General features: G+C 60.2%; 17 protein-coding genes and 3 pseudogenes. 16 read left to right on the plus strand and 4 right to left on the minus strand.

What is annotated here, in order from left to right; genetic code table 11:
* Window positions 1-15: 15 nt before the first annotated feature.
* The 4 genes and pseudogenes from NKJ89_RS10825 (at window position 16) to NKJ89_RS10840 (ending at window position 4,789) form a co-directional block, all read left to right on the plus strand.
* On the plus strand, window positions 16-714 hold the full coding sequence (locus NKJ89_RS10825; protein WP_352602256.1) for a CBS domain-containing protein: 699 nt from the start codon (window positions 16-18) through the stop codon (window positions 712-714).
* A gap of 193 nt (window positions 715-907) precedes the next feature.
* A pseudogene (gene ccoS, locus NKJ89_RS10830) lies at window positions 908-1,000 on the plus strand (cbb3-type cytochrome oxidase assembly protein CcoS); the annotation flags it as partial.
* Window positions 1,001-1,402: 402 nt separating this feature from the next.
* The gene (ubiM, locus tag NKJ89_RS10835) at window positions 1,403-2,584 is read left to right on the plus strand and encodes a 5-demethoxyubiquinol-8 5-hydroxylase UbiM (protein ID WP_352602258.1); all 1,182 of its coding nucleotides are present in this window, start codon (window positions 1,403-1,405) and stop codon (window positions 2,582-2,584) included.
* A 294-nt stretch (window positions 2,585-2,878) separates the two neighbouring features.
* Window positions 2,879-4,789 carry a putative bifunctional diguanylate cyclase/phosphodiesterase gene (locus NKJ89_RS10840; RefSeq protein ID WP_352602260.1) on the plus strand — a complete coding sequence of 637 codons (1,911 nt, stop codon included), beginning with the start codon at window positions 2,879-2,881 and terminating at the stop codon, window positions 4,787-4,789.
* A gap of 94 nt (window positions 4,790-4,883) precedes the next feature.
* On the opposite strand, the gene NKJ89_RS10845 is transcribed toward NKJ89_RS10840, so the two are convergent.
* Window positions 4,884-5,165 (minus strand): DNA -binding domain-containing protein, encoded by a 282-nt coding sequence (locus NKJ89_RS10845; protein WP_081731037.1) that lies wholly within the window; start codon window positions 5,163-5,165, stop codon window positions 4,884-4,886.
* A gap of 104 nt (window positions 5,166-5,269) precedes the next feature.
* Here NKJ89_RS10845 and NKJ89_RS10850 point away from each other — a divergent pair, with 104 nt between their 5' ends.
* The 9 genes from NKJ89_RS10850 (at window position 5,270) to nolL (ending at window position 14,239) form a co-directional block, all read left to right on the plus strand.
* Window positions 5,270-5,503 carry a helix-turn-helix domain-containing protein gene (locus NKJ89_RS10850; RefSeq protein WP_023735803.1) on the plus strand — a complete coding sequence of 78 codons (234 nt, stop codon included), beginning with the start codon at window positions 5,270-5,272 and terminating at the stop codon, window positions 5,501-5,503.
* Between the two features lie 521 nt (window positions 5,504-6,024).
* Window positions 6,025-6,987 (plus strand): ArdC family protein, encoded by a 963-nt coding sequence (locus tag NKJ89_RS10855; RefSeq protein ID WP_352602263.1) that lies wholly within the window; start codon window positions 6,025-6,027, stop codon window positions 6,985-6,987.
* A gap of 262 nt (window positions 6,988-7,249) precedes the next feature.
* Entirely contained in the window at window positions 7,250-7,465 is a 216-nt protein-coding gene (locus tag NKJ89_RS10860; RefSeq protein ID WP_352550302.1) for a hypothetical protein, read from the plus strand.
* A 653-nt stretch (window positions 7,466-8,118) separates the two neighbouring features.
* On the plus strand, window positions 8,119-8,442 hold the full coding sequence (locus NKJ89_RS10865; protein WP_023762782.1) for a DUF736 domain-containing protein: 324 nt from the start codon (window positions 8,119-8,121) through the stop codon (window positions 8,440-8,442).
* A 170-nt stretch (window positions 8,443-8,612) separates the two neighbouring features.
* The gene (locus NKJ89_RS10870; protein ID WP_352550303.1) at window positions 8,613-8,882 is read left to right on the plus strand and encodes a helix-turn-helix transcriptional regulator; all 270 of its coding nucleotides are present in this window, start codon (window positions 8,613-8,615) and stop codon (window positions 8,880-8,882) included.
* Window positions 8,879-9,427, plus strand: a complete 549-nt coding sequence (locus NKJ89_RS10875) for a S26 family signal peptidase (protein ID WP_352602265.1) — start codon at window positions 8,879-8,881, stop codon at window positions 9,425-9,427. The genes NKJ89_RS10870 and NKJ89_RS10875 overlap by 4 nt, the downstream gene beginning before the upstream one ends.
* A 17-nt stretch (window positions 9,428-9,444) precedes the next feature.
* Complete coding sequence (locus NKJ89_RS10880) at window positions 9,445-10,101, plus strand: lytic transglycosylase domain-containing protein (RefSeq protein ID WP_502904125.1); 657 nt, start codon at window positions 9,445-9,447, stop codon at window positions 10,099-10,101.
* A gap of 185 nt (window positions 10,102-10,286) precedes the next feature.
* A complete protein-coding gene (rlxS, locus tag NKJ89_RS10885) occupies window positions 10,287-12,257 on the plus strand; it encodes a relaxase/mobilization nuclease RlxS (RefSeq protein WP_352602269.1) in 1,971 nt (656 codons plus the stop codon).
* A 914-nt stretch (window positions 12,258-13,171) separates the two neighbouring features.
* Window positions 13,172-14,239, plus strand: a complete 1,068-nt coding sequence (gene nolL / locus NKJ89_RS10890; RefSeq protein ID WP_352602271.1) for a nodulation factor fucose acetyltransferase NolL — start codon at window positions 13,172-13,174, stop codon at window positions 14,237-14,239.
* A gap of 410 nt (window positions 14,240-14,649) precedes the next feature.
* On the opposite strand, the pseudogene NKJ89_RS10895 reads toward nolL, so the two are convergent.
* Window positions 14,650-15,975 (minus strand): annotated as a pseudogene (locus tag NKJ89_RS10895) (MFS transporter); the annotation flags it as partial.
* Window positions 15,976-16,248: 273 nt separating this feature from the next.
* On the minus strand, window positions 16,249-17,394 hold the full coding sequence (locus NKJ89_RS10900) for a trans-sulfuration enzyme family protein (RefSeq protein WP_352602273.1): 1,146 nt from the start codon (window positions 17,392-17,394) through the stop codon (window positions 16,249-16,251).
* Between the two features lie 87 nt (window positions 17,395-17,481).
* On the opposite strand from NKJ89_RS10900, the gene NKJ89_RS10905 reads away from it, so the two are divergent.
* The 3 genes and pseudogenes from NKJ89_RS10905 to NKJ89_RS10915 form a co-directional block, all read left to right on the plus strand.
* Window positions 17,482-18,126 (plus strand): helix-turn-helix domain-containing protein, encoded by a 645-nt coding sequence (locus NKJ89_RS10905; RefSeq protein WP_352602275.1) that lies wholly within the window; start codon window positions 17,482-17,484, stop codon window positions 18,124-18,126.
* Between the two features lie 48 nt (window positions 18,127-18,174).
* Window positions 18,175-18,813, plus strand: coding sequence for an FMN-binding negative transcriptional regulator (locus NKJ89_RS10910; RefSeq protein ID WP_352602277.1), 639 nt, complete (start codon window positions 18,175-18,177; stop codon window positions 18,811-18,813).
* Between the two features lie 815 nt (window positions 18,814-19,628).
* Window positions 19,629-20,296, plus strand: a pseudogene (locus NKJ89_RS10915) (transposase); the annotation flags it as partial.
* Window positions 20,297-20,476: 180 nt separating this feature from the next.
* Here the strand turns inward: NKJ89_RS10915 and NKJ89_RS10920 are convergent.
* On the minus strand, window positions 20,477-22,540 hold the full coding sequence (locus tag NKJ89_RS10920) for a carbamoyltransferase family protein (protein WP_352596297.1): 2,064 nt from the start codon (window positions 22,538-22,540) through the stop codon (window positions 20,477-20,479).
* Window positions 22,541-23,480: the final 940 nt, after the last annotated feature.

The following is a 23,480-nucleotide window of genomic DNA, read 5'->3' on the forward strand; positions in this document are numbered from 1 at the left end:
ATCAGGAGGGTGAGGATGCAAGCCGAAGCCATCATGACGAAGTCAGTCATCACGACGGATACGAACGCGACGATCGCCGAAGCGGCCGAGCTCATGATTTCAAACGAAGTCAGCTGCCTCCCGGTAACGGACAGCGACGGTGCCCTGGTTGGCATTGTAAGCAAAAGCGACTTCTTGCGCCGAGAGGAACTTGGCACCCAGCGTGTGCGTCCGCGCTGGCTGGAGTTTGATCTTGGCCCGGGCACAGTCGCCGAAGACTATGCGCGCTCGAACGGACGGATCATCCATCAGGTGATGACCACACCCGTCATCTCGGCGCCTCCTGGCGCCTCGATTGCAGATATTGTCGACCTGATGATGCAACATCGCATCAACAATGTGCCGATTGTCGATCGGGACAGGGTCGTCGGCATCATCACGCGAACTGATTTGCTGCTTGTCCTGATCCGCGCCATGCCGAAACAGGGCACCACTCCACCCGATGACGACCGTATCCGCAAGGCTATCCTTGCCGAACTGCAGTCACAAACCTGGAGCGGTGGTGACTTGATCGATGTGAGGGTCAGCGACGGCGTCGTCGAACTGAAGGGGACGATTGTCGACGAGCGTCAACGGAAGGCAGCGATCGTTGCGGCTGAGAAGGTTGCCGGCGTCGGGCAAGTCAAGGACGGCCTCCTCCTCAGTACGGATCCGTTCTCGGTGAGCGTTTCGTAGCTGCGAAAAAAGCGGGCACGCGGAGCAGAGTCCCTTTGGTTCTGCTCCCTTCCACATCACTTTACATGAGGCCTTCGGCGAGTTCCTCCGGCGTATAGCGCCGTCATGGTTGGCGAGCACGCTGTCGGCAGCAAGACGCCCGTCCTGACGGAAATGCGATGGCCGCTGCCTGTTTTGGTGGGGCTTGGACCGGGGCTTCCTGTGGACCTTGAAGAGCGGCCAATACGAAGATCTTGACGGCTCCGCCGAGCGGGTCCTTACCGATCGGGAAGATCCGCGAGGCTGAACCGGCTGGCGACGCCAACGACTGTGCGGATGCTGGTCGTCAGTCGACCTAGTCTTCGCTGGCGATTGCCCGCGTCATGACGATACGGCGCGCGTGCGAAGAACGGATCAGCCAATATACGTTGCCGAACCTTTGGCCAGGAGGGGCACGCCGGTTCGGAAGCCGACCATTCAGAATGCCCAGACATGCAGACCTTTTCACGGCAATCGACCACTCGACCGTGAACCTCGAGCCTGGTTGATCCAGATCAGCGTTATCTCTTCAACGGCGTGGTTTCATTGACCCGTCTCTGAACGGAGAACGCATGTCTATCGACGCTGGGGAGATGAGCGGCAAACCGTGGGTGATTGCGATGCTTCAAGAGCGCTTCGTATCGCAGATAGCCGCTATGGCGGCACGCTGATGGCCGGCTCTGTGGAAACATTCGACATCATTGTCGTCGGAGCTGGGCCGGTCGGGCTTGCCTTCGCAGCATCGCTCGCCCGGAGCCAACTCAAGGTGGCAGTGGTTGAACGGCAGTCGCTCGACAGCCTGGCGAATCCGGCTTTCGACGGTCGCGAGATCGCGCTGACCCACGCATCAGTGAGAATCCTGCGCGAGCTCGGCGCCTGGGACGCCATCCCCGCATCGGACAAATCACCGCTTCATGGCGCGCGCGTGCTCAACGGATCGAGCCCTTTCGCCCTGTGCTTCGATGCTCTCAGCCGATCTGGGGAACCACTCGGATTTCTGGTCCCAAATTGTCAGATCCGCGATGCCCTGTTCAAAATTGTCTACTTCCAGGACCATGCCCGGCTGCTGTGCGGCAACTCGGTCGTCAATGCAACAAATAGCGAAGACGAGGCGGTCATAACGCTTTCTGATGGCAGGCAATTGGCCGCTCGGCTGCTCGTCGCAGCGGATTCGCGTTTGTCCGCGATGCGCGACCTGCTCGGCATTGGCGCAAACATCCATCCGCTTGGCCACTCCATGCTGATTTGCCGAGTGAGGCACGAGCGCTTCCATCACCAGATCGCGGTCGAATGGTTCGACCACCATCAGACCATCGCGATGTTGCCGCTCATGGGAGGCGTGTCGTCGCTGCTTCTGACTTTGCGCTCAAGTGAGGCCGACAGACTGTTTGCTCTCGATGACGAATTGTTCCTCATGGAATTGATGAACCGGTGTCGAGGACGTCTCGGAGAGATGACCCTGGCAAGCACCCGCCATGCCTATCCGCTGGTCACGACCTGGGCGCACAAGTTCTCGGCTCCGAGTGCGGCACTGATCGGAGACGCTGCCATCGGCATGCACCCGGTGACCGCGCATGGCTTCAACATCGGCCTCAGCGGCCAGAAGCAACTCGCTCATAAAATACTGACAGCATGTCGCACCCGCCGCGACATTGCCGATCCCGACATGCTCGGCAGATACGAAAGCCGGCTGCGGCTGTCGGCGGCGCCGCTCTATCATGCCACCAACATGCTTGTCGGTCTTTACTCAAGCGAGCACCCGGCGGCACGGCTTGCAAGACATGCTGGGCTCCGCTTTGCCCAACATCTTCCCTTTGTCCGCCATGGCATTTCGGCCATGCTCAGGCGGTGAATCGCACAGAGCGCTGCCGCTCTGGAACGCTGTCTCGGCGAGGCTTCATTGTCTTGCTGGCGCGCGTCGTCGCGGGGCAAGGCTGTCTCCTGGTGACGTTGCCGATCATGGCATGATTCGGATCAAGGCACGCGCGCGGGCGAAGCCTTGATGGTTCGGCAATGCTAAGCCAAAGGTGTGACCCGAAGCATGGTGAGCGCACTGGTTACCCTCGCTGGGTAGTTAACCCGTCCTTCAGTGGGCTTGCATAGGTTTGGTCCTCGCGAACAACGACGCAAGCAAGCTGGTCCATTCATGGCACCCCTAAAGGAAGAAGAATCGCTGGAGGCCAAAATCCGTCAGGATCAGCTTGCTGACCTGAGGGCCGGGCTCTTCGTGTCGATGCCGATAAGCGCGATCCTGTCAGGCCTGATTTGCGCGGTGCAGGTCCTTTCTGGCGGCGGCTTTGCCGCTGCAAGCTGGTTCCTGGTCGTCAATGCGCTAAATGCCGCCCGGCTTGCACTCGCCCGTTTTCAGCTAAAGGAAACGGGGCGCCATCAGGATTTGCTTGGCGTTTTGCCGCGCCTTCGCATGTTTGGCGTCCTTGCCCTTCTGGCAGGGTTTGCCTGGTCCTTCCCGGCCGTCCTGACTGTTGGATACACAACACCACAAGCACCGATGCATCTGGTCATACTGGCGGGCATTTCAGCTGGTGCGGTTACATATGGCAGTTCGTATGCCGCGGCGGCGACCAGCTTCATCACACCTCCACTCCTCATCACGGTCGCGTGCCTTTTGGCGAAAGGCAATTTTGAACGCTACATTCTGGCTTCCACCGTTCTGCTCTTCATGGGCGGCTTGGTCCGAGCTTCGTTTGTTGGGCAGGCGCGCTTCCGCGAAGCAAGCCGCCTGAGACATGAGGCAGAGCGATTTGCGTCGGAAATGGAGCGCAACTCCAAGGAGGACCATCTGACCGCCCTTCTCAACAGGCGGGGCCTCGAACACGCCATCGGTCGGTTCAAGACCGCGGATGGCCCCTTCGTGGCAATGCTGATTGATCTGGACGGCTTTAAATCTGTCAACGACACCTACGGTCACAGGACCGGTGATGAACTGCTTGTCATGATCGCCCGCCGCATAGAGCAGGAAGCACCCGAAGGCTCAACGCTCGCTCGTATCGGCGGCGATGAATTCGTGCTGGTTTTTCCCTCAACGAGAGCTTCGCTTTCTGCCAGTGATCTCGCCTCCAATATCATAGCCAAAATTGCTCGCCCCTATATCGAGGTCGCGTCCGTGCGGGTCGGGGCATCGATAGGGATATACTTGGCGCAGACGCCGAGCCTGACTGAAATGTTGTTGCGGGCGGATATCGCCCTGTATACGGCCAAGCGCCATGGCAGGAACGAATTTTGCCTGTTCGATGCCGAACTCGACAGGGAACTGCAACGTCGCCAGTCCATCGAACGGGATCTTCATTCGGCGATAAAGACGGGACAATTGCAACCTTGGTTCCAGCCGATCGTGAAACTCGAAACCGAGACCGTGGTCGGTTTTGAAGCCTTGCTGAGATGGTGCCATCCGACGCATGGTGCCATCTCTCCACCCGAAATAATCACAGCCGCACGCGAAACCGGAATGCTTCAGCTGCTGACGCAAACCGTATTCGCCGACTGTTGTGCTTTTATCGACGGCTTGGTGAAGGCTGACTGTCGTAACATTCGTGTGGCGATGAATGTTTCCCCTCGCGAACTGGAAGCCGGCGATATCGACGACATGGTTCTGCATGGTCTGGCGGCAAGAGGCCTGCCTGCGACGATGTTCGAAATCGAGATTACCGAAGAATCGCCGGTGGACCCGGACAGAGTGGATGAAAAGCTCGGACGGCTTTCACATGCCGGTATTTCCATCGCGCTCGATGACTTCGGCACCGGCTTTTCTACCTTGGCATCTCTCAAGGACCGTCGGATACGCAAGGTGAAAATAGACCAGGGCTTCATTCGCGGCTTGGCCAAGTCCCGAGAGGACCGACTGCTTGTCAAATCGGTCATCGAACTCGGTGAGATGCTCGGGATCGAGGTCATGGCCGAGGGCGTCGAAACAGAGGCGGATCGGCAAACCCTGCACAAGCTTGGCTGCCGAACCGCTCAAGGCTTCCTCTTCTCCAAGGCTGTGCCTTTGATGCAAGCACTGGAAATGGCAGTCAAACAGCACGCGAACCAGTTGTGACCGCTCCCGCCGCGCCGGCTGTCGCGGCCGTGCGCTGCCGAATTTGGCTACAGAGACTTGCCTGCTCGAAACACGTGGCAGTGGGCGTTGTGCATCAGCCGGCGAACAGTTCCTTGTAGCCGGTCGTCACCATCCAGTTCGCACGGTCGATATGGCTGCGAAGAGCTTTGCGGGCGCGGACCGGGTCAATGGACGGGTCGATGCCGAGAATGCGCTCGGCCATCTCCTTTTCGCTGGCATTGTCGGCGCAGGCATCCAGGATCCGCAGGTAGATTGTGAAATGCTCCCTGTCGTAGCTCGTGAGGTTCTCCGACCAGGGGACTTCATCGCTCAAAGTTGAGCTTCGAGTCTCATCTGTTCCCATTGGTCCATTCATGCCTGCGAACCTCGCCTGTGAGCGCACGCAGTATATCCCAAAATGGGATAATCCGAAACCGGGATTAGTCGCTGATCCGGTCTTTACCCGACCGGTTCGCCTCCATGCCCAAATCCCTTCGATCGCCCCGCCACCAGCGGTTTCTGGCCCAGCTGGTTTCGCTGCGCAAGGCCAAAGGCCTGACCCAGGAGCAGCTGGCTGACAAGCTTGGTCGTCCCCAATCCTTCGTGGCCAAGTACGAGGGCGCAGAGCGGCGTCTGGACGTCATCGAGTTTCTCGACATAACTGCGGCCATTGACGCTGATCCGTGCGAGATTCTGTCCAGCCTCCGGTCCTAGCGGGCGCGCCGCATCTATCATGATCCGGACAGGAATATTGTCTAGGACAATGCCAAGCGCTGGTTTTCGGAGGAAGCCGCGCGCACGGCGGCGGTGCCTGTGGGTTCTCGACGTAACTGCGCCGCCTGACCATGTGCGAAAAAACTTGGCTGCGCCCGCGCGCCTGACGACGCGCACCAGGTGCTCGTGAACCGAGCCCGCTTTTCTTCGGCAAGCTCAGGCGGTCTCGGCCATTCGGCTTCGCCCCTTGGCGTGGGCAGCCCTTCGGGCTGTGACGGCCGCCGCCCTTGCGGGCGGCGCGGTTTGTCTGTTGGCCTTTCCCGGCGGCGCGGGGTGGGCGGCACTCCCTTCTAGGCCCGCCGCGGCAGCCCGCAACCCTTCGCGTGCCGGTCAGGGTCCTCCTCTTCGTTCCGGTCCTTCGGATGCGATCCGCCTACCACGGCGGGCCTTTCCGGTCGCGACTCGCCGCCCACCCCGCTTCCGGGGAAAGGCGCGGCGATTGGTGAGCGGAGGATGAAACGATGCATGCAAACAGCAAGCGTACCACCAGCGGAGAGGCTGGCGCAGGCAAGGGCAGGCGCCCGGGCGCCAGCCTCTATCAGGAGATCACAGACGGCATCATTGCCGAGCTGGAGCGCGGTACCGTGCCATGGGTCAAGCCATGGGGCAGCGCAAAAGCAGGCCTTGGCCTGCCGAGGAATGCGTCCACGGGGCGCAGCTATTCCGGCATCAATATCCTCATCCTGTGGGGCGCCGTCATCGAGCGCAGCTATCCCAGCCAGAATTGGCTGACCTTCCGGCAGGCGCTTGCCCTGGGCGGCAATGTCAGGAAAGGCGAGCGCGGCACGACCATCGTGCATGCCGACCGCTTTGTCCCCAAGGACGAGAAGGAGCGCGCACGCCACGAGGGCGATGCACCACAGGCCGTGCCTTTTCTGAAGCGCTTCACCGTCTTCAATGTCGCGCAGTGCGACAGTCTTCCGGAACCCCTCCATGCCCCCGCCGAGCCGCTGCCTCAGTGCGAGATCGTGCCGCAGGCCGAAACCCTGATTCGCGCCAGCGGTGCGGATTTCAGGGTCGGCGGCGATCGCGCTTTCTACATGCCGGGCAGCGACCACATTCAGGTGCCGCCGCAGCCAGCGTTCCATCAGCAGATCGACTATTACCGGACCTGCTTTCACGAGCTTGGCCACTGGACCGGCCACCCGACGCGGCTTGCTCGCGACCTCTCCGGCTCGTTCGGCTCCAAGGCCTACGCGCGTGAAGAATTGGTCGCCGAAATCACTGCCGCCTTCGTCTGCAGCAATCTCGGCATCGAGCCGACCGTGCGTCACGCCGATTACATCGGCTCATGGCTGAAGGTGCTGCGCGAGGACAACCGCGCTATATTCCGTGCCGCCAGCCTCGCTTCGAAGGCCGCCGATTTCCTGCTTGGCCTTCAGGCCGATGCCGAAGGCGAGGCGCAAGAAGGGATTGCGGCATGACGATGCACCATGCTCAACTGGCCGACGCCGCAAAGCGAGCAGATGCCCATTTCTGACGGCGCCGGAACTCACCGGCCCGATGCTGAACTATGCCGATCTGCATCGCCAAGGTGCGCCCCGAGCCGCAGCGCGCAGCCAACGAGACAGTGACTGCCAGCCTTGCCGGCTGCAAGGCTGACGCCGCATTCGGCAATATGCGGCACAAGCTGTTGGCCTGCCCGGTGGTGGCCAGCGGCAATCGCGACCCCTTGCTGCCGCCGGCATGTTCGCGCGCAAGGTGGGCGCTTGGCGACGACAATATCGTGCGCGTCGTCGGCATATGGCGGCAACCGGACAATGGCGTTTCGATCGCTTGCGCGACAAGGAAATCGCCGATTCGATGCTCGCCGAAATCGGCGGCAAGCATGGCGCGGACAGCAGTTTCGCCTGGAAGGTCCGCGGCTTCCTGGTGGCGAGAATGGCCGCCGCCTCAAGTTGAGGCCTGGCTGCCGCGCTGGATCAAATTCCCGGCCGAAAGCTGCCCAGCCGCGTGGCCTTCCTATTCGCCGATCTGTGCGCAAGGAAGCAGTCGCTGTTCGTGGCGAATAGTCGATCAGGGCCCGAGCGGCGTTTTCTCGAGTACTGCCGCTAAGGACGCGCGCGCCGCTCCGGGCCGCGCCGGCTCCGATTGATCGTCTTGCCGAGCTAGTGCCGCGTGCGATAAATTCCAACGCCAATTCGCCCCCATTTCGGCAGCCCGCACCGGCCCGAATTGCTTGCTGAGGCGCCAGGCGCGTGGGTCAATTGCCAATCCGATTGCCGAGAGAGCCCGCGCCGCCGGCCCCCCGCATATTGCCGCCTGCTCGTTGTGCCCCCGATCGCGCAACCTGTCTCCATTGTGTCTCAGGGACCATTCCCCTGCGCCTGGCTTGACGACCTATGGGCGGATCCGGCCCGCCCGAAACCCTCGCCGGCAGCTTTTTTCCCCGCCGCCTGCGGCGGCTTCCTCGCGCCGCTTCGCTTCAAAAAAACTCCCCGCTCGGGTCCTCCGCTATCGCTGCGGCCGTGCCGGTTCCGGCGGTCCGGACGCGCCCATCACGGTCCGCCATCGCAGGGGAATGGTCCCCTGCGAGCACCAAGAGGAGACTGAAAATGACCGCAATCGGATACGTCACCAAACAGGAAAACGGCGGCTACAAGGGCCAGCTCAAGACGCTCAGCGTCCGCGCCGACATCGACATCGTGCCCAATCAGGCAAAGAGCGCCGACACCCATCCCGACTTCCGGGTGCTGACGCAAGGGGTCGAAGTGGGTGCGGCCTGGATCCGCACCGGCGAGACCTCCGGCAAGGACTATGTGAGCCTGTCGATTGCGGCCCCCGAGTTTGGCCCGCGAAAGCTCTACGCCAATCTGGGCCGCGCCGCCGGCCAGGATGACGACGACACTTACGCCATCATCTGGAACCCGGTCGACTGACCGGCCGACCCGCAAAGCCCTGCGCCGCCAACCGGCGGCAGGGCCTCTCTCAGGACCCGTGAGGCCGCCGAAGGGGCGGCGAAAACTCGCCCCCCACTCTTCGCCCGTCCCCAAAACGATCTCGCTCGCCGATCCTCGCCTCGCTTGCCCGTAACGAACCGAGGATCATCATGGACGACGAAAACGAACGCGCAGCCCGCGCCAAGAAGGGCAGTCCGTTTCTCAACACCGCGCAGGCGGCCTTCTATATCGGGCTGTCCCAGCGCACGCTGGAGAAGATGCGCCTCAAAGGCGGTGGCCCACAATTCCGCAAGCACGGCCGCTATGTCCGCTATCACATCGACGAACTCGACGACTGGTCGAAGGGGCACGCGCAGGAGACCGCGCCCGAGGATGGCGCGCACGAATCCGGCTCGTCCGGTGAGGGAGGCCGCTCATGAGCCGGCGTCCCACCATCCGTCTGATCGGCAGCCATCTGCGGCGCATTCGAGCCCGCAAGACGATCGTAGTTGCCACAATCGGCCTTGGCCTGATCGGCTTCGCCGCCTTCGGCAAACCATCGCCCTGGCTGGTCTGGAACGCCTCGGCGAGTGCGCCGGTGGGCCTCTATCGCGCAGCATCCGGATCGCCCGCTCTTGGTGATCTCGTACTCGTCCGCCCACCAAGACCGGTCGCCGATCTCGCCGCCGAACGCTTCTATCTGCCCAGCAACGTGCCGCTGGTCAAGCGCCTTGCGGCGCTGCCCGGCGAGCATGTCTGCACCTTTGGCGACGCCATCATCATCGGCGGCGAGATAGCCGCGCGCCGGCTTGCAACCGACACGCAGCACCGTCCGCTGCCTTGGTGGAATGCATGCCGAAAACTCGCCGCCGACGAGGTTTTCCTGCTCGGCAGCGATAAAGATCGCTCGTTCGACAGCCGCTATTTCGGGCCGGTGCCGACCGAAAACATCATCGGGAGGCTCGTGCCGCTATGGACCGAGTGACCCTCCTTATGCTGAGCATGGCGTGTCTCGCACCATGCTCCTGTTCCGCCGCGACCAACACGAAGCCGGTCGTCATCTCCCATAGTCCGCAGCTTGCAAGATGGCAGCCCTTCGTAGCCGAAGCAAGCCGGCGTTTCAGCATTCCACAGACCTGGATTTATGCCGTCATGGATGCCGAAAGCCGGGGGCAGACGACGCTCAAGGGGCGGCCGGTCACGTCGAGCGCCGGCGCCATTGGTCTCATGCAGGTGATGCCAGGCACCTACGAGGAGTTGCGCGCAGAGCTCGGCCTCGGAGCCGCCCCGCACGACCCTCGCGACAACATTCTGGCAGGCACTGCCTATCTGCGCGCCATGTATGACCGCTTCGGATTTCCAGGCCTGTTTGCAGCCTATAACGCCGGGCCGGAGCGCTACGAGCAGCATTTGCAGCGCGGGCGACCGCTGCCCAGCGAGACGGTTTCGTATCTGGAAGAGATCAAGGCGGCGGGCATTTCGGCCGCCGATATGGACGCGCTCACCGGCAAATCCCATTCCAAAAGCGCGCCGGGAATCCAGTCCGGGCAGTCGCTGTTTTTTCTCCGAAACGGTGTTTCCGTGACCGGCCCGAATGGCCAACTCCTGGTGCCGCTCGGATCGGAGCGAGCAAGATCAGGCCGGCCGGATCGCAGGTGAGGGCAGCGGCTACCGTGGTTCGGGCGGGGGCCAGGGGCAGGTCCGCGGAAGGCAAGATAAAGGCAGCGCCTCCTGGAGGCGGCGAAGTGTTTGTCTGCACATCGTTTTCCCAGGAGGTTGCCTCCGGGTCCAGGAGGGTCTGGCGGGCAAGCTTCTGATTTTGCTGCTGGTTCATCGGAGGCCGCATGCAGGATAACGAATTCACGCCGAAGCTCGGCAAAATTGGCTCGCGCGGCTCGAAGGCGGGCAAACGCTACGCTGGCCAGGTGCAGGCCGCAGTCAACCGAGCAGGCGGCAGGAGCGGACCTGGCAGCCGCTTCATCGGAAGCCGGGTGGGGCGCGGCGGGGCCGCTGCCGCCGTTCTTAGAGCGCGCGACCGCCACGCGGCGTTTCGGCAGCGGCGCGCAGTCGTCAAGGCACGCATCGTCAAGCTGGCCGGCAAGGGAGTCGACGGGGCTCGTGCGCACCTCCGCTACCTCCAGCGCGACGGCGTCACCCGGGAAGGCGAGCGTGGCGAGCTCTACGCTGCCGACAATGACCGCGCGGACGGCAGGGCCTTTCTCGATCGCGCGAACGGTGACCGTCATCAGTTCCGCTTCATCGTCGCCCCTGAAGACGGTATCGAGTATGATGACCTGAAGCCGCTCACCCGTCGCCTCATGGCGCAAATGGAAGAAGACCTCGGCACCAGGCTAGACTGGGTGGCCGTCGACCATTTCAACACCGGCCATCCTCACACCCACATCATCGTGCGCGGCAGGGATGATCACGGCGAAAACCTCATCATAGCGCGGGACTACATCTCCTCTGGCTTGCGCGAGCGCGCAGCCGAACTGGTTAGCCTCGACCTTGGCCCGCGCACCGACCGCGAGATCGAGCAGCGCTTGCGCCAGGAGATGGAGCAGGAACGCTTCACCAGCATCGACCGGCAGCTGATGCGCATGCGCGACGATGAGGGGTGTGTCTCACTGGCCAGCCGAGACACCTTTCGCCAGACGCTGCACCAGGGCCGCCTGCGCAAGCTCGAGCGGATGGGCCTCGCCGAGGAGATGCCTGCCGGTCGCTGGCGCTTGGAGGATGAGCTCGAAGCCACGCTACGCCGCATCGGCGCGCGCGGCGACATCGTCAAGACCATCCATCGCGAGCTGACCGGCAAGGGGCTCGTCCGCAGTGCCGCCGACCATCTTATCCACGATCGATGCGACGGGTCGGCTCAAACCGTGGTCGGACGTGTCGTCGGGCGCGGGCTGGCCGACGAAATCACTGACCGCCATTACCTCGTCGTCGACGGCGTGGACGGCAAAAGCCACTATTTTGATATCGGCAAAGGCGAGGCCACCCAACCGACACCAGGGGGCTGCATAGTGCGGGTCAGGCCGAGGGACACCGGGCCAAGAAAAGTCGACCGCACAATTGCCGCCATCGCCACGGTCAACGACGGGCGCTACAGCATCGATATCCATCTCAAGCATGACCCCTCGGCCACCGAACGCTTTGCCGAAACGCACGTGCGGCGACTGGAGGCGATCCGCCGTGCGACCGGTGGCGTCGAGCGCGAGCCGGACGGCACATGGACAGTCGCGCCCGACCATCTCAACCGCGTCGCGGATTACGAGCGTCAGCGAGCGAGGGCCCAGCCTGTTGTCGTCGACAAGCTCTCATCAATGCCGCTGGAGAGCCAAGTAGGCTTCGACGGCGCCACCTGGATCGACCAGGAGCTGGTATCAGCCCACCCTGAGTCCTTGCGCGACTCTGGCTTCGGTCGCGAAGTACGTCAGGTCCAGGCCCGCCGACAGCAGTGGCTGATCGCGCAAGGTCTTGCCCATGATGCGCAGGATCGGGTCATCTATCGCGCCAACATGCTTTCAATGCTGCGCCAACGAGAGCTGAACCGTGTTGCCAGTCAGCTCTCGGACGAACTCGGGCTCTCGTATTCTGAAGCGCAGCATGGCAATCGAATAGACGGTACGCTGCGCCGCTGCGTCGAGCTCGCCGGCGGAAAATACGGTGTCATCGAGAAATCGCGCGAGTTCACGCTGGTGCCTTGGCGGCCGGTGCTAGAGCATCATATCGGCAAGGAGGTGTCTGGCGTGGTGCGCGCCGAGGGGATTTCCTGGACGATCGGACGCCAGAGGAGCGGGCCCGGCGTTTCGTGAACTGGCTACAATTTATTTGTCCGCGTTGAAACAGGTACTCAGCCCGAGACGGAGTTCCTCCGCCTGCTGCTTGCTCGCAGCATTCATTTGGCGGAGAGTCAGTGTTCTGCATTTTGTAGTTCGCTCTGTCAAAAAGCGCCGGGAATATGCATCATGTTCTGCGTTGACACGGAAGGCGCGCCGACAGGTGCCGCCCTGTGGTCCGGATCGGCTCACGATGGCTGCCAGCTAGAAAGGTGGGCTGACTCGTGACAGCGCAAGAGCTGTGGCGGCCGCGGGCGAAGCGAGCTCTGGCATCGAGAGAAGCCGCACTTCCCGATCTTGTTCTACGCGCAGGACCGGCACACGCGGCGGTCGCCCCTGCGCGCAACCATGCTGTTGGCCTGGCGTGAACTGGCAGTCCGTAGTGCGGCTCCTTGGCCAAGCTGCTCGGCACGCCTTGAGATTTGCGCCTTGCGCGGATGATACTTCCGACGGACCTCCACCCAGTCGCGCAACTCGAACCCCAGCGACTTGACTGAAGGTGCCGCACTGCGCAGGCGCCTGATGCGCATGTATCCATCGTGCGCATGCCTTCCATTAACACAATGGATTTTACCGATTGCCGAGAATAGCAGATATGAAAAGCCAGCCCGAGGAATAGGCCTCCCGAGCGAGCTGTGTCTCGCCGACCCTGTCAACCGTACGGTTCGTATGGGAGGCTTGTGGACCGACCGGGGCCACATGACCCAGTCCAGCCGGCAACAGGCCGCGTTTTAGGTCCTAGGACAGGCCTGGGTCCGCTCCTGTCGTGCTGCGGCCTCTCCACTCCTGGCTGCATTGAGGTCCGGAATCAGAATGGGAATCCAAAGTTCCGTGCGCGAACCATACCAGAACCAAGCGGGATCAATAACCGCGGTATGGCTGGAGGTCTAATGCACAATCACGTAACCGTCGGTTCGAAGGGGAGCGACTCGCGCCAAGACGGGGCAAAGGTTAGGGACGTGACCTTCGACTTCGCCAAAGGCGTACTAATTATCTTAGTGATAGTTGGGCATTTGTTACAATATGTTATATATAGCGGTACAGAAGATTATTGGCTATCGCCTTATTTCAAGGCGATCTACATGTTTCACATGCCTCTGTTTATGGCGATAAGTGGCTATCTTTCTTCGCGAGCGATTCTGCGAAAATCCTTTTCTCAAGGTGTCATTGATCGAGCAGTGCAGCTAGTATTGCCGATGTTTTTTTGGTGTGCCTTGATCTGGCTTTCCAAGGCCGCCTTGATGACTTCTGCGGACAGTTTAAGCGGTGTAATGCTGGATTTCTTCGGGGAGTTCATCGGCACCTACTGGTTCCTCTGGGCAGCTTTCGCGTCCTTCTGCGCTATTAAACTACTCACGTCTTTCAATGGCTTGTCGCTGTGGATCGTAGGCGCATCTGCAATTGCAGTCGCATTCGCGCCCGTCCCGTGGTCGATAGCCCCGTTGGTACGATACACATACCCCTTCTATTGTTTGGGGTTTTTGTTTGCTCAGCCGATCGGATGGCAGGCAGCTAGGCGCCACAAGGCTGTTTTTGTGGTGTTCCTTTCGATGGTTGCGTTCATGTGCTTTCTTGTTTGGGGAAGGGAGACTTACGTCTACAATAATCTCGTTTTGATCTACGATGGAGAGTCGGCGAGACAAGTGTTGCTGATGTTCATTGGCTCCGTAGCAACTTCTGCAGTCGCAATGCAGCTTATGTTCCTATGCTGGAGAGTTGGCCATTTAACTCGCGTAGCTCGCTTTATTGCGGTGGAGCTTGGTCAGAGCACACTGCTGCTTTACCTGCTTCAGGGCGCCGTGTTTCGCTTCATGGATCTGATAGGGTTCGGAGAGCTTTGGGACTTCCCGAGCAGAATCGGGTTTGCCACTTTGCTTGGTGCCGCGATCGTCGTCTCCGCAATTATAATTCGCAGGATTGCGCGTGACCACGGATGGTTGTCGCGCGGCTACGCTTAATATGTGACGATGCACGCGCCTTGTAGGCAATTGTTGCGGCCGCCCACGGCCGACATGAACGTGCTTGGCCGCACGTTTTCTAAGTGAGGCGGAAAGGGGCGCGCGGCCCCTCTCCCCAGCGACCCGCCTTGCGGATTCCTCCTCTGCCCGCTTCGCAAACGGGATACCCCTCTCCGCCCCCTGCTCTTCGTTGCCCGCCGCTATGCAAAGGAGAGGCGACCTGAATCCGTGCTCAAGCCGATCTGGCGGCAGAGGGGCGTGGCGGGCTGAACATGGGACCCGTGATGGACATAAACGCCATGCGAATCCTCATGCTCCCCTAACCGGCCGGACGATTTGCAATCCGGGCAGGCTCAACAAATTAAGGAGTAGCTCGTTCCGTGTCCAAGCCCAGACAAGTCTTGGTTTTCTCACGGGCGCGATACAAAAGGCACAGGCTGGACTTGGCTGCCGGAGGCGGGGCTTGTCGACCGCTCGATTGAAAGTGAGATGCGAGGCGGACAATCCCCCATGTGCAGAGCGGCAAGGCGCTCGCCCACCTCCCGGTCATTCACCGTTAGCCGATGGTTTAAACGAAGATAGTCCGTCCATGTCGGCGTGCGGAATGTCTCGGTCCAAATCGTCGCCTTCTGAAGGTCGCGCTGGAGGGTCCAGTCCCGCGCACCGGCGCGGCTCTGAACGCGCCGCCTTTCGCGCATGCAACTCAGAAATTCATCGATACTCTCTTCGAGTATCGAGTACTCCACCTTGACCACGATCGGACCGCTCCTGGGCCTCAAAGGGAGGGCCAGTTCTGGTGGCCTGAAGTCAACGGCCGCTTGATCCGATTCCTCCCATAGCCGCACCGGCAATAGCTTTCCCACAGCCGCAGCCAGCAACAGTGCCGCTGCAGCACCTTCCAAAGCCCACGTCAGCGAATAGTACTGCGCAACAGCACCCCAGATCCAGCTGCCCGCTGCCATGCCGCCGTAGGTAAGGGCGTAATAGATGGACAGGGTGCGACCAACGACCCACCTTGGGCTTGCCAACTGCACACACACGTCGGTTCCGGTCCAGGTGACAACCCAGCCAGCGCCACCGATTGCAAGCGCGATCGCCGCCACAGCCACCGACGATGTGAGGGCCATCAAAAGGCAGCACGTTGCGCAAGCAACGGATGCGAGCGTGATCAATCGGTTCTGGGACGTAATGCGTCTCAAGTAGCTGCTGCCAATGCCGGCTATGAAGGCGCCTGTGCCGAAGCCAGCCAATAGCACGCCGTACACAATTGGCCCTCCCGCCAGCTGGTCGCGAACCAGGAGGGGGAGCAGAGCAAGAATCGAGATGCTTGACAGCCCGAACAGGGTTGCACGCACGATCGCCACTCTGATCTCTGAGGATATTGCTGTGAATCGCATCCCATCATGAATGGCCGTAGCCATCCGCTCGCGCGGAAGAGGCGAAGAGCGAACTTGCCACTTTGAGCGCAGAACAGCGCTCAACGGGACCAGGTCACTCAGCGCAGCGAGGGCGAAAGCCGTAAGGGGGCCCAGCAAAGCTAAGATTACACCGCCCAGCGCCGGTCCTATGCTCCGAACCACGTTGTACCCCACCGACATCAGCGTCACTGCAGCGGGTATGTCGCGCTTCTCCAGGATATCGCCTACCGAGGCGTGCCAGGCTGGATCGTTCAAGGCAAAGCCGCATCCGGCCAAGAAACTCAGTCCCAGGATCAGCCATGGACTAACAAAGCCCAGTCATCCATCCCATCTGTTGACCGCGATCTCCGACGAGGTCGAGCAGCAGTAGGTCAACGGCGAATCTGGGTATTTGCGCTTCCGGTCGAGCGCGTGGCCATCGTCCAGAAACCCGAAGACGTTCATCACCCATGCGACCACGCGCCCGAGACGATGCGACACGGCGATAGCGGTTCACCAGAGGACGTGCGTTCTGCTCAGCAGGAACATTGTTCTGCCGATCGTCGGCTGCGCCAGCAGCCACATAAAGCGGCGCCAGAGTTCTTGCACGCGTCATTGGACTCCCGCTTTGCAGGTTTCGCCTAGGGCCTGGATCAGGTCATCGATAATGTCCTGAGGATGTTCAAGCCCTACAGAAATTCGCAGCAATCCGCCTGGCGCTTTGGACTTCGCACCTTCAACGGATGCGCGATGCTCTATCAGAGAATGCGTCCCGCCAAGGCTTGTCGCCCGGACAACAATCTTCAGGCGGCCGGCCACGGCCATTGCAGCATCGGCTCCGCCCTCGACGATAAAGGATAGCATCGCTCCGTAATGGCTCATTTGCCGCGTAGCAAGATCGTGTCCCGGATCAGTTTGCAGACCAGGAAAGAGCACTTTTTCGACGCGCGGATGAGACGCCAGGGCCTCGGCCACTTTCTGGGCGCCTTCGCAATGGGCGCGCATGCGGACCGGCAATGTCTGCAGGCCCCGCAACGCCAGCCAACAGTCGAAGGGCGCTGCAACGCTGCCCTTGTGTTTCTGGACCATCCGCAATGGGCGACCGAGGGGTGACGCGTTTGGGACAATGACTACTCCGGCCATCAAATCCGAGTGGCCGCCAATGTACTTTGTCGCCGAGTGCATTACCGCGTCTGCCCCGATTTCGAGTGGCAGTTGAAGCACTGGGGTGGCCCAGGTGTTGTCCACCACCGCCAAGGCACCGGCCTCGTGCGCGATTGCGCAGATGGCCGCAATGTCGACAACGCGGATCATCGGGTTTGACGGCGTCTCGATCCAGACGAGGCCAGTCCGCTTCGATGTCACCGCGGCGCGCAAAGCGTCCAAATCGCGCATGTCGACTGGGGCAAAGTCGAAGCGAGACCCAATGTCGGTCTCTTCGATCAGCGAACGAATGCCGAAATACATGTCATCCGGCAGAACGATCCGACCCGCCGACGGATGGCTCTCGAAAACTGCAGCGATTGCGGCCATGCCCGAAGCGAAGGCGATGCCGTCTTCCCCTCCCTCAAGCATCGCCATGGCCGCCTCGAACGCATTGCGTGTAGGATTTCCATCCCTTGTGTATTCGAAGCCGGACGGAAATGACCCGTTGACACCGCGTTCGAACGTCGTGCTGGTGTGCAGCGGCATGGATACGGCCCCCGTGGACTCGTCGACCCCTCGGCCGCAGTGGATCGCCTTCGTCTCAAAACGCATCGGTCATTCCTCCTAACGGGCAGTTGCAATTTCGCCCTGGTCATTATACTGACCGCAATAGGTGAGCCGAGGTCCTAAGTCAATATAATGACCGATGTTACGACAGCGATGGGTTCCGAGCAGGTGCTTGGCAAAGCGATAGCGGTTCGAATCCGAGACTTGAGGCGCGACCAAAATCTGACCCTGGATCGACTGGCAAAACTGAGCGGCTTGTCCAAAGGAACCGTCGTCTCGCTGGAGCAAGGCAAGGCGAACCCTAGTATCGGCATACTTTGCCGACTGGCGGCGGCGTTTTCGCTCTCCGTGGCCGATTTGCTGAATGACGAGGCTTCCACAGTTCGCCTTCCTATTGAGCGGACAGAGACAAGGACACTTTGGACAAGCGCCAAGGGAAGCTTTGCACAACTTCATTCATCGACCTCGGGGCGCGCGATGTTCGAATTGTGGAGCTGGGTCATTATGCCGGGCGACGTGTTTTCCGCGGACGCTCATAGTCCGGATACGCGCGAGCTGATCTCGGTCAGTCAGGGTGCCCTGAGCGTTGTGGTAGGTGCCCATGTGGTAATATTAAGCGAAGGCGAGAGTGCGCGGCTTGTCACTGACCAACCGCACTCATATGCGGCGGCATCTGATGTGCCCGCCCACTTCACGATGGCGGTGCTTGAGCGTGGTGGACACCGAGATCCGGGGCACTCGTCGACGGCAGCGAAGATTCAGGGGCCCGTTCCGTAAGATTTCGCCGATCATTAACAGCCGCCATTCACGACAGGAGATTTAGCGTTGTACGTTCCGCCACATTTTGCCGTCCCCGATCAGAACGCCCTGTTCGAGCTTATCGAGAGACACCCGCTCGGTATCCTGGTCACCCAAAGCAAAGGCATCCTCGACGCGAACCACGTCCCCTTTGAGCTCGACCGCTCGAAGGGAGACAAGGGCGTCCTCAATTGCCATGTTGCCCGCAAGAATCCAGTCTGGGAGGAAGTCGCCAATGGCGATGAGGTTCTCGTAATCTTCCGTGCGGCCGACGCTTACATCTCGCCGAACTGGTATCCAAGCAAGCATGAATTCCACAAGCAGGTGCCGACGTGGAACTATCTCGTCGTCCATGCCCACGGACGCATCACTGTCCGGGATGATGAGCGGTATGTGCGCCGCAACGTGGCGAAGCTCACTCATATGCAAGAAACCTCCCAGCCGGTCCCATGGAAGATGGGCGACGCGCCGAGGGACTTCATCGACACGATGGTCAAGGCAATCGTCGCCCTGGAGATCGAGATCACCGGCCTGGTTGGAAAATCAAAACTCAGCCAGAACAAAGAGGTGCGCGACATTCAGAACCCTGGTGAAATGCTGCGTGCCCAAGGGGCCATTGCGATGGGAGAAGCGATGCTCGCGGCTGCGGCGGCCAAATCCCAATAGCATGTGTCTTGTCCCGACAAAGCCGCTGGTGCCGGCTTCCGACGGGTCACCTAGCCCGCCTTGACGCACGGCAATAGCTTTTGACGGCCTCAAGCGACGCTGTGGTCACCGTTGTGATACTTTCCCACGCGCCTGGTCAGGCGGCAGGATTGCTCCATAGTGGCCGACGGGTTCGTTTCAGTCGCCTGCGCCCCGTTGTATGTCGGCGACCATCCGCTACCGGTCTTGAATGAGGCGCATTCCACGCGTTTCGAAGCCACGTACCTTGGGCGGCAAGCTCGACCATGCACTCGACGCAGCTCCCAAGTGGCGGCGCCGTCAACGATCTCCTTGAACCTGCGGAACTTGCCTGAAAGCACTTCTCTTACGGGAGATTTTGGCTATGTCGCCGAACCGATGATGGAGATGGTGGCGGGCGCCGCCGTAGCGATCAGACCCGCCTTGCAGCGCAATGGCTACCCGGGCCCGACCGGGAGATGCGGGCGGGACTGTGGAACTGCGGAGACGGAGCGGATCGGCATGGAGCCGTGACCGCTTGCGGTCTGGCTCTGGAACGAGTTAACGAAGCGCGGACTTCCGATCGTGTCAAGCGCCGCCCTCTCGATGATGCCGGACAAATCGGGCCCCCACGAGCGGCGGGCCTTGCCAGATCGGACGGCCGGATGGTTTAAGCAGGTTCGCACCAAGAGCCACGGCACCTGTGTCGTGCGGGTGCTGCTGTCGGCACGCGACCTTCTCGTCAGCCTAGTAGGCAAAATCGAGAACAGATGCCTGGGCTTCTTAACGCCTTCGGCGTCATATTCGGCAAGAAGATCGATGCCCAGGTGATCCTACACATGCTCAGGATCCAGGCGACGCAGGTCTACCATGATCCGCTGCGAGCCGGCATCAACGACGTGCAGGAACTGTCGAAGACACATGAAGCGATCGCCAGGGCCAAGACCGAGATCCAGCACCGCATCCTGACAAATACCTGCCGCTGTATTTTCCCGAGATCGATCGCTTCCGGGGGAACAGCCGCAGCGATTGGTTCTTTGCCTTCCTCGATGCCTTTTCGACCCCAGCAAGCATCACGGCGCTGACGAAGGAGGAGTTTGTGGCAGCAGCTTGGGATGTCGTCGGCCGCAAGGTCAGCAAGACGAGATTCTGATGGATGTTCGAGACGGCGCGCCTATCGATCGGATTGCCGCTGCCACTTGATGCGCCTGCCGTTCGCATGTTCCGGATGGTCATTGACGAAGCACGCAGCCTGATCCGGCAACGCAATGAGATCGAAGCACAGGCCGACGATCTGCTGCGGCACAGCCAGGATTATCAGCTCCTGCGACAAATCCCGGGCATCGGACCGATCAAGGCATTGACCGTCATTGCGGAAGTCGGCGATCCTCGCCGCTTAGGTCATCATCGCCAGTTTCTAAAGTTCTGCGGGCTGGACCTCTCGACACAGAAGTCCGGTCAATATCGAGGCCAGACCCGCCTTTCCAACCCAGTCTCCCCGGTTCGGTCTGAATGGACAACCTCCCAAAACTCACAGCAAGCACACGACCCATTCAGCATTCCTAAGCATACTGACCAGGGCGACCTCGACCCCCCTAATCACAGCGGTGAGCTCGCAGGCGGGGTCGATGAACACTATTGAGGCCGAGCTTGAGCGGCATCTCTATCACATTGATAGCCTATTAGGCTGGTCCGGCGTTTTATCGGACCCATGATCCATCCGAGCAGCTTGTGAGGGATGCAGCCGAACCAGGCGCTGCTCCCACAGTCTTCGCAGGTCCTCCAGCAAAGCTTCATGCTTAGCCTGATCCGGCGCAATTATATTGAGGTGATCGCTTAACACGGCTTCGCCCTCAATCCGCATCAGCAGATTAAACAGGTCGTTTGAAATTCGCACACTGTCAATGCTGGAGTGGTTCGGAATAATCTCGCAGACAGTCTCCTGATGATCTCGCGCTGTGTAAGCACGGGTTTGATGGAGGGAGACTGAGGGAGGCAATGAAATCGCAAGCGCAGTCCAATCCTGCAGCGTTGCAGCCCGTTTTTTTACCAAGAAGGGCCCGACCACAAGTCCATCCAGCTCTGTCGTCAAAAATGTGGCAATCGCGTCTGCAACCGTATCCACGATCGGTTCAGCATTGTTGTTAAAGGACGTATTGAGCAGAATTGGAGTGCCTGTCCGCTTCTTGAACGCATTGATGACCTCCCAGTAAGCGGGGTTGGCATCGCGCGATACTGTTTGCAGCCGAGCCGTACCGTCGACGTGCGTAATGGCACCCAACAAGGCGCGCTTTGAGTCACGCACGCGAACGACGAAATTCATGAATGGAAATTCGTGCTTACCGTCCGGGAGGTCGAAAAATTCGCTCGCATCCTCTTCCAGCACAGATGGTGCGAAAGGCCTATAGCCTTCGCGCTTCTTGACCATGGCATTGATCCGGTCCTTGTTTGCAGCGGGCCGAGGGTCGGCAAGAATGCTGCGGTTGCCCAGCGCACGTGGCCCAAACTCCGAACGACCCTGCACCCAGCCGATCACGGCGCCGTTGGTGATCCAGTGGGCTGCACTGCTCGCTACGTCATAAGAGCGTTCAACCTCGAGATGTCCGGACCATGCATTCAGTTCCTGTTCCACGGCGCGGTCGCTCCCGAGATCAGGACCCCAATAGACCTCCTGCAGTCGCTCACGCGGCGCGGGGCGGCCCATCTCGTTAGAGACTATCAGCGCAGCTCCCAATGCGCAGCCAGCGTCGTGAGACGCGGGTTGCACGAAGATGTCTTCGAAAAGCCCTGAATACAGCAGCTTGCCGTTCATCGTGCAGTTGTGGGCTACCCCTCCCGCCAGACACAACCGCTTCATGCCGGTGGCCTCACGGTGGTGCCGGAGAATGTGGAACACGATCCGCTCAAGCGCTTCCTGCAGTGACGCACTCACATCTCGATGCTGCTGGGTGAAAGGCATTCCCTTTCGCCTGATCTCGATGTTGCGGAGCAACGCCGGACCGATGCGGTCGAGGTGAACACGGTAGCCACCGTTGGCGGAGAGCTCGTAGAACTGCTCGAAGAGCTCGCGATAGGGAGCGGGGTCGCCATAGGGCGCGAGTCCCATTACCTTATACTCGTCGAACATGCCGTAGCCGAGACAGCGGATCGTCTCGAGATAAAACAGCCCAAGAGAATTGTCCTCCGGGAAAGCCTCGATTTGCGTAATTTCTGTGCCAGACCCTACCGCCACAAGGCCCGACAGGAAATCACCACAGCCATCAATCGCTAGAATGAGACTTTGTTCGAAGCCCGACATTGCAAAGGCGCTCACGGCGTGCGCCTGATGATGACCTACGAATGAAATACGCGAACTGTCCAACTTAGTGCCGAACTCACGCGCTAACAGGTTCTGCACCAACATTTTAGCATCCAACGGAGTGGAGAGAATGTCCGGTTGGGAAGCGGACATACCTTCAAGCATGGCGTTGGCATAGGGCTCGCTGGCGTAGACCGCGACACGATCAATGTCGCTGAGCTGAACCCCGGCCGTCGAGAGACAGTATTGAATCGAACCACTTGGCAGCTTGTTCGAGTGCTTGATTCGATTGAGGCGTTCCTCTTCTACGGCGGCTATCACCTTTCCGTCTCGGACGAGCACCGCGGCGCCATCGTGCATAAAGGCGTTCGGACGCTCGAATCGGTTTTCATGGACTTGGTCAAGTCCGCCGCTGATTCCTAGGCACAGCATTTCTTTCTCCAAATAGTAAGGGGAAGCCAAATTGGCTTACCTCGACTGTTTCCAACTAAATAGGCCGTGTTGTCGCCTGCAGCTGCGACCGCCCGTCAGGCATCAGCGGCATCGAAGAAAGCCTCATAAACGATCAATGAGATGCTTCGACTGTGACGCCTACGGTGCCATCACGCCGAGAGCTTGGCTGGATCATCCAATCCTGAGCGGCTGCTGACATGTATCCGGCGATGTCGTTTTCATCGGCAGAACCAACTTGCGATGCCGCCTGTTCTTGGGAAGGGCGGCCGTCGACGAATAACAGTACCGCCCCCGTGAACTGGCCCGATTTCATTCTCCGAAGCGACCATGGTCGCACCGCCCGACTTTGTCGGCCAGTTGCAACTCACTTTCTCGGCACGACCTCCACTGCACGTCAGGGCGCATCGAAGATTTTCTCCTTTGGATTATTCCTGAGGCAGCTTTCGTCACACGATAGAGCAGCGTGTGATTGGTGCGTGAGGCTCTTTTTTGTCCATGCACGATTCCCTAAGAGTGATGAAATCGATTGTTTTGATCAAAGTCATCCACGCTATGAATAACAGCCGCAGCACATGCGTTTTCAAAGCGCTTCAGGCTTCCCGGATGGCTACTCCGATGTGAAGCGCATGGCATTCCAAGCGCTCTGTCAACCAAACGATGAGTATCGGCGTCGACCCTCATTGACTTCGTCTTCGCGACTCCGTGACAGCGGCTGGCATTGTGTTTGTAGGGCATCGGGCGAAGATCATGTCGATCGGCCATCTCGCCTGCCTATCGGCAAACCCTTGAACAATGATCCACGCACCAGCGCGATTGTGATCACGAGCACCTCTGAGCTCGGGAGGTTCGGTTTTCTGAGGGTTCCTGGGTCTCCGAAGCGATGGAGGTAGCTAGCCTTCCTGGTGCTATACGGTTGTGC

It is taken from the genome of Mesorhizobium sp. M0047, from assembly GCF_040323315.1.
Taxonomy (GTDB): domain Bacteria; phylum Pseudomonadota; class Alphaproteobacteria; order Rhizobiales; family Rhizobiaceae; genus Mesorhizobium.

Bases quoted from the DNA above. Each gene is read 5' to 3' on its own strand.
- NKJ89_RS10825 (WP_352602256.1), top strand. From the start codon at position 16: ATGCAAGCCGAAGCCATCATGACGAAGTCAGTCATCACGACGGATACG.
- ubiM (WP_352602258.1), top strand. From the start codon at position 1,403: ATGGCCGGCTCTGTGGAAACATTCGACATCATTGTCGTCGGAGCTGGG.
- NKJ89_RS10840 (WP_352602260.1), top strand. From the start codon at position 2,879: ATGGCACCCCTAAAGGAAGAAGAATCGCTGGAGGCCAAAATCCGTCAG.
- NKJ89_RS10845 (WP_081731037.1), bottom strand. From the start codon at position 5,165: ATGAATGGACCAATGGGAACAGATGAGACTCGAAGCTCAACTTTGAGC.
- NKJ89_RS10850 (WP_023735803.1), top strand. From the start codon at position 5,270: ATGCCCAAATCCCTTCGATCGCCCCGCCACCAGCGGTTTCTGGCCCAG.
- NKJ89_RS10855 (WP_352602263.1), top strand. From the start codon at position 6,025: ATGCATGCAAACAGCAAGCGTACCACCAGCGGAGAGGCTGGCGCAGGC.
- NKJ89_RS10860 (WP_352550302.1), top strand. From the start codon at position 7,250: ATGTTCGCGCGCAAGGTGGGCGCTTGGCGACGACAATATCGTGCGCGT.
- NKJ89_RS10865 (WP_023762782.1), top strand. From the start codon at position 8,119: ATGACCGCAATCGGATACGTCACCAAACAGGAAAACGGCGGCTACAAG.
- NKJ89_RS10870 (WP_352550303.1), top strand. From the start codon at position 8,613: ATGGACGACGAAAACGAACGCGCAGCCCGCGCCAAGAAGGGCAGTCCG.
- NKJ89_RS10875 (WP_352602265.1), top strand. From the start codon at position 8,879: ATGAGCCGGCGTCCCACCATCCGTCTGATCGGCAGCCATCTGCGGCGC.
- NKJ89_RS10880 (WP_502904125.1), top strand. From the start codon at position 9,445: ATGGCGTGTCTCGCACCATGCTCCTGTTCCGCCGCGACCAACACGAAG.
- rlxS (WP_352602269.1), top strand. From the start codon at position 10,287: ATGCAGGATAACGAATTCACGCCGAAGCTCGGCAAAATTGGCTCGCGC.
- nolL (WP_352602271.1), top strand. From the start codon at position 13,172: ATGCACAATCACGTAACCGTCGGTTCGAAGGGGAGCGACTCGCGCCAA.
- NKJ89_RS10900 (WP_352602273.1), bottom strand. From the start codon at position 17,394: ATGCGTTTTGAGACGAAGGCGATCCACTGCGGCCGAGGGGTCGACGAG.
- NKJ89_RS10905 (WP_352602275.1), top strand. From the start codon at position 17,482: ATGACCGATGTTACGACAGCGATGGGTTCCGAGCAGGTGCTTGGCAAA.
- NKJ89_RS10920 (WP_352596297.1), bottom strand. From the start codon at position 22,540: ATGCTGTGCCTAGGAATCAGCGGCGGACTTGACCAAGTCCATGAAAAC.